General features: G+C 33.3%; 6 protein-coding genes and 1 pseudogene. 5 read left to right on the top strand and 2 right to left on the bottom strand.

Annotated features, from left to right (window positions below; genetic code table 11):
- Positions 1–423: pseudogene (locus tag EGI22_RS14910) on the top strand (hypothetical protein); the annotation flags it as partial.
- A 502-nt stretch (positions 424–925) separates the two neighbouring features.
- Here EGI22_RS14910 and EGI22_RS14905 read toward each other — a convergent pair.
- Complete coding sequence (locus EGI22_RS14905) at positions 926–2,647, bottom strand: DUF6089 family protein (RefSeq protein ID WP_255069264.1); 1,722 nt, start codon at positions 2,645–2,647, stop codon at positions 926–928.
- Between the two features lie 138 nt (positions 2,648–2,785).
- Positions 2,786–4,855: a S9 family peptidase gene (locus EGI22_RS14900; RefSeq protein WP_255069263.1), complete on the bottom strand. Its 2,070-nt coding sequence runs from the start codon at positions 4,853–4,855 to the stop codon at positions 2,786–2,788.
- A gap of 177 nt (positions 4,856–5,032) precedes the next feature.
- Between EGI22_RS14900 and EGI22_RS14895 the strand changes: the two genes are divergently transcribed.
- The 4 genes from EGI22_RS14895 to EGI22_RS14880 all read left to right on the top strand — a co-directional run.
- Positions 5,033–6,508 carry a M28 family peptidase gene (locus EGI22_RS14895; protein ID WP_255069262.1) on the top strand — a complete coding sequence of 492 codons (1,476 nt, stop codon included), beginning with the start codon at positions 5,033–5,035 and terminating at the stop codon, positions 6,506–6,508.
- 15 nt (positions 6,509–6,523) lie between these two features.
- Positions 6,524–8,068, top strand: a complete 1,545-nt coding sequence (locus EGI22_RS14890) for a YifB family Mg chelatase-like AAA ATPase (protein WP_255069261.1) — start codon at positions 6,524–6,526, stop codon at positions 8,066–8,068.
- A 44-nt stretch (positions 8,069–8,112) separates the two neighbouring features.
- Positions 8,113–8,727 carry a hypothetical protein gene (locus EGI22_RS14885; protein WP_255069260.1) on the top strand — a complete coding sequence of 205 codons (615 nt, stop codon included), beginning with the start codon at positions 8,113–8,115 and terminating at the stop codon, positions 8,725–8,727.
- The coding region (locus EGI22_RS14880) for an ATP-binding protein (RefSeq protein WP_255069259.1) at positions 8,699–11,047 on the top strand (2,349 nt) is incomplete at its 3' end. The genes EGI22_RS14885 and EGI22_RS14880, both read left to right, overlap by 29 nt.

Here is an 11,047-nt window from a genome sequence, read left to right as displayed (position 1 = left end):
GAGCGGTATGATGGTTTTTTAGCCATAAGCACCAATAATCAAACGCTGCCAGTAAGCGATGTCTTAGATCAATATAAACAACTATTTAAAATAGAACACAGCTTTAGAACCTTCAAATCCCACCTTGAAACCAGGCCAATGTTTCATTGGACAGACCAACGAATAGAGGGCCATATTTGCCTTTGTTACATAGCCTTCGCCATTCAAAACTTCGTGCTACAAAAAATAAATCGTGACAAAAATGTGATTACAGAAAAATTGCTAAGAGAAGCATTAGACAAAATGCAAGTAAGTCTGATAGATAACAATGGGAAAAAATCTTACTTGAGATCGATGCCATCAGAAAACGAAAAACTCATCCTAAATAAAATGGGTCTAAAACCAATCTTACCAATCCAAACACAAGAAAAGTTTAAAATCTAAAAATCCACCAAAATAATGGTTTGTAGAGAGCCGATTGGACAATACTGTGCCTTATTATCAATTACTTAACTCAAAATGGTGTCAAACTCAAGAATAAAATCATATTTTTTAAATATTAATCATAGTTAATGTTCTTTCTGTGTTAAATTTATTTTTACAGTCGGGTTTTTAGCCTTTGATTAACTGTAGGATTTACTCCCTCCATTAAAATGTTATAATCTCCTTTATTTATTATAGCCCTTTTTTAATTTTATTGTTAATATCCTACCATTCGAGATATGGAAGGATATTTTTGCTTAATGTGTTTATAGTGAAAGCTTGTTTTTGATTAAATTTATACCTGTCAATAGCTTATTTTCACTGAAAGTTATTCCTGTGGCAAGAATTGCAAATTGTATAAATTCTTTTGGTGATTGAAAGATAAAAGGTGACCAATATAATAGGTTATAAAACAAAAAAAGCGACCCTAAAGTCGCTTTTCTATTAATATTTAAGGTTCTTATTATCTCAACAAGAACTCAGTTCTAGAACCTGATTTAACTCCTGTTGGAGTAGTGTACGGTTTGCTTGGATCTTCATCTCCAAATCCACCATAACTCATTCTTGATTTAGATATACATTTTTTCTTCATAAAATAAGAATAGATAGCACAAGCTCTCAATTTTGCCAATCTTACATTTTGCGAGCTATTTCCCCCATCATTATAAGTATTGATTGTTAAGTTGGCATCTTTACATCTGCTCAAAACATCACAAACTCTTTGAAGTGATTTGTAAGAAGATGGTTTAATCTTATTGGTTCCAGGGTAGAATTCAATTCCTTGAGCTGCAAAGCTTAATTGCTCAAGTTCAGCAGCAGTAATTAAACAACCACTTGCCGATTTGTATCCTAGCATTGGAGCTACACCATTTACATATCCTTCTGGACATCCTTGATTGCTCATTAAGCCAGGAACCGATGGGCATAAGTCCTTGTTGTCTGGAACACCGTCTCCATCGCTATCTGGGCAGCCATTAGCTGAAGCTAAACCTTTAACATTGATACAGTCATCGTTTGCGTCAGCTATACCGTCTCCGTCACTGTCTGGACAGCCATTTAATGCTGCAGGACCAGCTGCATTAGGACAAGCATCATCTTTGTCCGCTATGCCATCTCCATCCGTATCAGGACATCCTTTTAATTCCTTAACACCAGCAACATCTGGACATGCATCATCTTTATCTGCAACACCGTCAAAATCTCTATCAGGACAACCCATAAGGTATGCAGGTCCAACTACAGTAGGACAAGCATCATCTTTATCTGCTATTCCATCTCCGTCAGAATCAGGACATCCTTTAAGTGCCATTGGTCCAGCAATAGAAGGGCAGTCATCATCTTTGTCTGGAACACCGTCTCCATCAGTATCTGGACAGCCTTGGAATTTCGGTAACCCAGGAACATTTGCACAAACATCACATTTATCAACAACCCCGTCTTTATCAGAATCTTTATCTCCGAATCGATAGGAGCCTAAAATATTAGCTAAAAAATAACCATCTTTTCTGTCAGAATTACCAGCCATGCTGATACCATCAAGATAATCAGAAGTAGAAAAACGGTATCCAGCTTCTGCTCCTAAGGTTACTCTTCTAGTGGCATTATATTTTAAACCTAAGCCAACAGGGATAACTGCGGCAATTCTGTTGCCGAATTTTTCAAGGTGTTGTCTATCTGCATCTAAATCTCTTTGTGTAACAGGGAAAGTGGCTCCAGCCTCTTGGTATACCGTAGGATTAGAGTAAGTGGCTCCAATACCTGCAAATAAATATGGGGCTAAGTTTTTCTTAGTGAAACCATCACATGTAAACTTTCTGTCTTTTAAGGGGTAAAACTCACCCAAAACTGCTGCCTCAACAAAAGGAGTAGAAGAGAATTTTAATCTTCTATAATCCCAAAGTTTGTCAGGATTATCAAGGTCACGACCTGCTAATTTTCCTATAAGCACTTGAGGCCTAATAGCAAAATAGTCACTAATATGTCTTCTGAGGAATATGCCGCCCATAAATGCATTTTGCGAAGGATAGGCTTTACTACAGTGCATATCACCGAAGTATTGGTTTAATCCTAGGGGAATACCAACTTCCCATGGGTATGGCTTGCATACAGTACAAGAATCTTGTGCCTTGGTTGTTATGGACCCAAAAGCAAAGAAAGTTAAAATTAGAAATGTTACCTTCTTCATTTGAATTTAAGTAATAGTAAAAAAAATTGACATGAATATACGACAAAATTATTGCCTGCAAACCATTCAGTGCATATTATGTTACAAAAATAGAATATTTAGTTCTCAAATAAAACAATTTATGCGATTATTCCTATATTAATTTAGTTTTCCAGCTAAATCTAAAATGAAAGAAAACATTACTGAGGTGTTTTTCAAAGCTGAGAAACGACCTGATGCACCGCTGTGTCCTGAGGTCATGTCTGTATGCAATAACAAAATATTATTATCTTTTTTATGCTCTCTTAGTTTTGCTACCCATTTAGCTGGCTCCCAATATTGAACTTGACTATCGTGCAAGCCTGTAGTTACCAAGATATTAGGGTATTTCTGCTTTGAGATATTGTCATAAGGAGAGTAAGTCAACATATAGTTATAAGAATCTTTATTCTTTGGGTTTCCCCATTCTTCAAACTCACCTGTTGTAAGCGGAATAGTTTCGTCTAACATTGTAGTTACTACATCTACAAACGGAACAGCAGCAACGATACCTTTGTAAAGTTCAGGTGCTTGATTAACAATTGCACCCATTAAAAGGCCGCCAGCACTCCCCCCCATTGCAAAAAGGTTGTCTTTTGAAGCAAAATTCTGAGTAATTAATCCTCTTGAGCAATCTTCAAAATCATTGAAAGTATTCTTTTTGTTAAACATTTTTCCACCTTCGTACCACTTTCTTCCCATTTCTTGTCCTCCTCTTATATGGCAAATTGCATAAACAAAACCACGATCAAGTAAACTAAGTCTGGAAGGACTAAAAGAAGCATCCATTGAAGCACCATAAGAACCGTATGCATATTGCAGCAAGGGTGCAGTTCCATTAATTTTTGTGTTTTTATGGTAAACTATAGAAACAGGCACATTAACTCCGTCTCTAGCCTTTATATAAATCCTTTCAGTTTTATAATTTGCTTTATCAAATCCTCCCAATATTTCTTGTTCTTTTAACAAAGTTTTAACTTTTGATACCATATTGTATTCAAAAGTTGAACTAGGTGTAGTCATCGAATTATATCCAAAACGCAATACTTGAGTGTCAAACTCATAGTTTATGCCAATAAACGCATCATAAGTAGGTTCACCAAAATCCAAGAAATGTTCTTTTTTGTCAATTTGATTTATAATTCTCAGGTTTATCAGGCCTTCTTTTCTCTCTTGAATTACTAAATGATTTTTAAAAACCTCTAATCCTTCGAGAAATACATCTTCTCTATGTGGAATCATGGTCTTCCAATTTTTAGTATCAGTTGCTTGATCTTCTTCAACTTGGGAAATTTGGAAATTAGGCGAATTTTGATAGTTTGATCTTATGAAAAATTTGTTTTCGAAATGTTCCAAATAATATTCTAAACCAACTGCTCTTTTTAAAAAAGTTTTAGGTTTTTCATTGGGTTTGCTAGCGTCAATTAGTTGATATTCTGTTGCTACACCATTTTGCTCTGAAAATATCGCTATGAATTTTTTTGATTTCATTCTACCTAATCCCATATAATATTCATTATTGATTTCCTCATAAACCAATTCGTCAAATTGCGGATCTGTACCTAATAAATGTTTATAAACTTTATCACCCAAAAGCGTTTGTTGGTCTCTAATTATGTAGAAAAAAGTTTTATTATCTGCTGCCCAAGCAAAACTTCCACCTTCAGTATTTTCTATTTTTTCAGGGTAAATCTCTCCAGTTTTCAAATTCTTAAATTGGAGCACATAATTCCTCCTACTAACATTATCCGAACTAAATGCTATAATGTCTTCATTGTCAGATATTTCAAATCCTCCGAACTGAAAATAACTTTGACCTTTAGCCATTTCATTTCCGTCTAGCATTATTTCTTCGAGATTATTTAAAGAAGTCTTTTTTCTGCAAAAAATTGGATATTCTCCGCCTTCAATATATTTCGAATAATAGTAATAATTGCCATTTTTATAAGGCACAGATTCGTCTTTTTCTTTTATTCTGCCTTTCATTTCTTCAAACAAATTTTCCTTAAGTTTTTCTATAGGCAGCATTACTTTTTCTGTGAATTCATTTTCAGCATTGAGGTAATCAATTACTTCTGTGTTTTCTCTGTCATTTAACCAATAATATTCGTCATTTCTGGTATGGTCATGAATAGTTATTAGGTGAGATATTTTTTTGGCAATTGGCGGATTAGCTCCGTTTTGTGTCATTTTTTGAGCCATTGTACTTTTAAGTATTACTATGAAAAAAATTAAAAAAATAGGTTTTTTCATCATTAGAAAGATTAAAAAACCTAAATAAAAAAAAATATTTTATATTTGATGGATTTAATATTATCGCAAATCTAATCTTCAAACCATTCATAGAGATATAAATAGAACCTTATTATGAAAAAAAAATTTATTATTCTGCTAATTAGCTTGGTAGGGATAACCGCTTTTAAATCAAAAAATGGAGATTTGAAGGAGGTCTTCATGAAAATAAATCAAGATGTTTTAAATAATGGCAAAGCATATGAAACTTTAGGAAATGCCACCTCTACTATCGGGCATAGACTTACTGGAAGCAATAATGGCAAAAAAGCCGAAGAGTATGCTTATAATTTATTTAAGAAATACGGATACAATCAGACCCAATATTTACCCTTTGTGGTTGAGTCTTGGTCTAGAGATACAGTTAGCCTTACCCTTGTTCCTAATAAAAGCGACAATTTTGTAGATTATGAAGTTGTGGCTTTAGCTCATTCTCCTGTTTCTTCTCATATTTCGGCTAAAATTGTTGACTGTGGAGACGGACTTGAAGAGGATTTTGAGAAAGTTAAAGATGAAATAAAAGGCAAAATTGCTCTTTTTAATATTAATCTCCAGTTAGAACAAAGCAAAGGGAAAAAGAATCTGCATAGGTCTGAAAAAACCGCGTTGGCTATTGATTATGGTGCAGTGGGGGTAATAATTGCAAATGCTGTTGAAGGTGGTGTATTGCTTACAGGGACAGCTTCTGTTACTGGTGAATTGATACCTATTCCTGCTGTTTGTGTTTCGGTTGAGTCAGGTAAGAGTATCCGTAGATGGATAAGAGATGAGAAAAATATTTTGGGGGTGATGGATATGAGAAATTTTAGTCGACCGATTAATGCAAGAGATGTTGTGGCAACATTTCCAGGGTCTTCAAAGAAACTAAAAAATGAAAAAATAGTAATAGGTGGGCATTTGGATTCTTGGGATTTGGCAACTGGAGCTATGGATAATGGCATAGGCTCATTTACTGTTTTAGATATTGCAAGAGTATTTAAAGCTTTAAACCTAAAAACGAAGAGAACCATAGAGTTTACGATGTTTATGGGTGAAGAACAAGGACTTTTAGGATCTAGATATATGGTTAAAAAATACATGGAAACGGGTCAATTAAAGAATGTGAAATTGATGATGAACCTTGATATGGTAAATAACACAATGGGTTTCAATGCTGGAGGGAATGATGCTTTAAAAGCAAAAATGGACGAAATTGGTGAAATTATTAAACAGATAGATGCAACTTACAAAAATACAAATCGAAATGCAGCGGGATTGCATAGTGACAATCAGCCATTTATGTTGAGAGGCGTTCCTTTTTGTTCGCCTTCTGGTAGTTTTCCGGTGAAAGCATATAATTGTTATCATGCTAATTGTGATAGATTTGACTTGATAAATAAGGATGAAATAAATAACAACGTGCGTTTTACAGCAATGATGTTATATGCCTTGGCTAATATGGACAATCTACCAGTGAAGTCTATGAATGATGAAGAGACTAAAGATTTTTTGACTAAACAAAATCTAAAAAAAGAGCTAATTATAGGAAAAGATTGGCGTTGGGAAGAATAATTAATAATTGAAAATATGTTATCCACAACATTTGGAGCTGCGGTTTATGGCGTAAGTGCCGCTTTGATAACTGTAGAAGTTAGTGTATTAAAAGGAGGATTTGGCGTAAGCGTAGTCGGTTTGCCTGATAATGCCGTTAGAGAGAGCTTACAAAGAATAGATGCCGCCCTAAAAAACGGAGGCTATGAACTATCAAGATACAAAACAATAATTAATCTTGCTCCTGCTGACATCCGCAAAGAGGGTTCTGCTTACGATTTGCCAATAGCTTTGTGTATGCTTACTTCAGGAGGTAAAATAGAATATGAAAAAAATCTGCAAGATTATGTGATTTTAGGTGAGTTGGCCTTAGATGGTAAATTGAGACCCATAAAAGGCGTATTGCCAATTGCAATAGAAGCCAGAACAAATAAGCTTAAAGGTTTTATTTTACCTAAAGAAAACGCCGTAGAAGCCTCTATTGTAAATAATCTGGAAGTGATAGCAGTGGAGACCTTGCAGGATGCTGTAGCTTTTCTAACGGGAGAAATAGATATAAAACCCTTGGTTACTGATACAAGAGATATTTTTTATCATACCATTAATGAATACGAGGCGGATTTTTCTCACGTGCAAGGACAGGAAAATATAAAAAGGGCTTTGGAAATTGCTGCCGCAGGTGGTCATAATGCAATAATGATTGGTCCTCCTGGAGCAGGAAAAACGATGTTGGCTAAAAGATTGCCATCCATTTTACCGCCATTGACGCTGATGGAGGCCTTGGAAACCACTAAAATTCATTCTGTAGCAGGAAAATTAGATTCAAATTCGTCTTTGATAGCACGAAGACCTTTCAGAAATCCGCATCATACTATCTCTGATGCTGCATTAGTAGGAGGTGGGAGTTTCCCTCAACCTGGAGAAATATCTTTGGCACACAATGGCGTGTTGTTTTTAGATGAATTGCCTGAGTTTAAACGCACTGTTTTGGAAGTAATGCGTCAGCCCTTAGAGGAGCGTAAAGTCGTTATCTCTAGAACAAGATTGGCCGTAGAGTTCCCCTCAAGTTTTATGTTGATTGCGAGCATGAATCCTTGCCCGTGTGGATATTATAATCATCCCGAAAAAGACTGCACTTGTCCTCCAGGAGCTGTGGAGAAATATTTAAATAAGATTTCGGGACCACTATTGGATAGGATAGACCTTCATGTGGAAGTAACACCCGTCAGTTTTGACGAAATATCTTCGACAAGAAAAAATGAAACTTCTTCTGAGATAAGAGAACGAGTAGTAAAGGCTCGCGAAATTCAAATTGAGCGTTTTAAGGAGTTTGAAGAAATACATTCCAATGCCATGATGCCTGCTGAAATGGTTAAGAAAATCTGTGAAATAGGTGATCCCGGTAAGGCACTTTTGAAAAAAGCCATGGAACGTCTAGGACTTTCAGCTCGTGCCTATGACCGTATCCTTAAAGTTTCTCGTACAATAGCTGACCTTGCAGGATCAGAAGAAATCAGAATAGAACATTTAGCAGAAGCCATACAATACCGAAGTTTGGATAGAGAAAACTGGGCAGGGTGAGGTTTGTTTAGATAAATATTAAAAAAGACTAAATAACAATACTAATGAAAACAATTAACATTTTCCTCGCATCATCTTCAGAATTGAAATTCGACAGAGAACAATTTGAAATTTACATTAATAGAAAAAATAAAATGTGGATTCAAAAAGGTATCTTTCTTCGACTTGACATTTGGGAAGACTTTTTAGATGTGGTATCGCAAACAAGGCTTCAAGATGAATATAATAAGGTCATAAAAGATGGAGATTTATTTGTGATGCTTTTTGCAAAGAATGTTGGAAAATTTACAAATGAAGAATTTGAAACTGCTTTTGGACAATTTAAAGTTACCAACAGGCCTGCAATCTTAGTTTATTTTAAAGATGTTTCTTTATCCATTGCGACAATAAACCAAGATGATATGATGAGTCTATGGGCCTTTCAAAAAAGGCTGAAAGAAATTGGGCATTTTTATACAGCATTTACAACCATTGACGGCTTACTTCATCATTTTAATCATCAATTAGATTTATTGGTAGAAAAGGAAATTATAGAACTTTCAAATGAGATTAATTCTGAAGCTGTTGATCTAACAAGTTATAATAGTACAATTGGCGACCACAATTCTAACATCAATATCCAACAAGGCAATGGAAACCACATCAGAAAGCCACAATAATAATTATTCTAATGAAATTGGGAATGGTAACAATGATTTTATCCTCCAACAAGGAACTAATAATACACTTATTGTCAATAAATTTTACGGGTACTTCGACTTCGAAGAAACACCATTTTTCAGTGTTGATACCGAAATACTAAATGGCATTAAAGGTTTTCACGAATTAGAACCTGAACAATATAATTATAGAAAATTCTATAGCCAAGCAAGTGATGATGTTGTTCAATGGTGGGGGCAAATGAATGATGCAGTGGCAGAACGTGAAGTTACCGAGGAAATCTTAAATCAATGTTATAATGGATTAGAATCTTATGAGCCAGTACTTGTTTGGATTGAAGGTTCTGGAGGTATGGGTAAAAGTACACTTTTGAAGAGCATAACCAAAACATTAACTCTTGAAAATGGCTTTAGTATTTGCTGGATAAAAGCTACTAGTTGGGAAGATTTTGAAATGTATTATAAATCAAACAAAAATAAATTCCTTGATTTTAACTTGATTTGTATTGACCAATTAGATGATGAACAAGATAAAGCAAGTGTTTTACGCTGGCTACAAAAAGTAAATTTAGGAAAAACAAAAGTACTTATTGCTGGAAGACCTATGCAGAAAACTATTCCTAATTTACTAGTAAATGGAATAGAAAGTATTTTTAACCTTGATAATATTAAGAATAAAGAGGACAATTTTAGTCTTGTGAATAAATTGGCCAGTAAAATAAAAGAATGGAAAAATGTAGTTAAAAATGAGAATTTTGTAAAACTTAAGCCATTTCAATTGATATTTGTTCTTCAACGCCAAGAACACATTGGCATTGAAGTAAATTCCATAGAGGAAATTATTAAATATGACCTTGAATTACTTGCGAATGATAGCCTTTATTCAGGCTTTAAAGATAGCTTAGGTATTTTGGCTTGTTTATATAATGAATTTAAGAATGTGCATTTTAGTAAAGAAGCATTTCTTTGGCTGACTAATTACTTACAAAAATCTGATATTGTTGAAAATTTAAATAGCAAACCAATTGAATCATGGGATTATCTTTCAGTGTTACAATATTACATTTCAACAATCAAAAGTCCAAAAGATAAAAAAAATATTGTTCCCGAAAGTATAGTTTTTAATCACGATGACTTATTAGATAGTATCTTTAACTGTTATGAACAGTATTACCCGAAACAATATGAGAGAAGAAAAAAAAGCATTTTTAATTTTATTATCAATAATACAGATATGGTAACTTCTTCGAGGTATTTATATTATATTGGAAGATATACGAATTATTTCACCAACGAAGAAATTGTATCAAATATAAGAAAGTTGATTGAAAAGAAAAATAGCCACCATTCATATATATCCATATTATTTTATCCTCAAGAGGTATCAATTTCTGAAAAAGAACGAGAATTATTTATTGAAGAATATTTTAATAATATTAGTACTTCTAATCTTTGGGTTTGTTCACATACAAATAATTGGCTTAATTCAAAAAGTAACATAAAAAAGAACGAATGGATAAAAAGGGCGGTTGAAGAGTGGAAGGTAAATTATGTTTCCTTAATCGAACATTACATTAGTAATATTTTAACGGATGTGAACCAACGGATAAAATTTATTATTGGACATTGGAATAGTTATAGTGAGGAAGTACAATTACTTTTCTTGAAACTTTTAAAACGAAATAATTATAACAAGGAAGAATTAGAAAAATTAGCAATTGAATTGTTTTCTAAAGGTAGAAATGAGGAAGTAAAGAAAGCATTATTCAAATTTTTAGAGCGAAATAATTATGCAAAGAAAGAAATAGTAAAATTAGCAATTGATTTTTTAAAAAATACCAGAAATGAAACGATTAAAGTTGAATTAATCAATTCATTAGAGCGATTTAATTATGACAAAGAAGAACTGGTAAAATTAGCAATTAGTTTGTTTGAAAAGACTAAAAATGAAAATGTTATAATTCAATTAATAAAATGGTTAGAGCAAAGTAATTATGATAAAGAAAAATTGAAAGAAAAAGCAGTTAATCTGTTTGAAAAGGCTAAAAATGAAAATGTTATAATTGAATTAATAAAATGGTTAGAGCAAAGTAATTATGATAAAGAAAAATTGAAAGAAAAAGCAGTTAATCTGTTTGAAAAGGCTAAAAATGAATATGTTATAATTCAATTAATAAAATGGTTAGAGCAAAGTAATTATGATAAAGAAAAATTGAAAGAAAAAGCAGTTAATCTGTTTGAAAAGGCTAAAAATGAAAATATAATAGGTGAATTACTCATTTTTTTGGAGCGAAATAATTATGATAATGCAAAGTTAGTT

The organism is Lacihabitans sp. LS3-19 (genome assembly GCF_024343575.1).
Classification (GTDB): Bacteria; Bacteroidota; Bacteroidia; order Cytophagales; family Spirosomataceae; genus Leadbetterella.
Note: the sequence above shows the minus strand (reverse complement) of the source record. Positions and strands in the feature narration are given on the sequence as shown.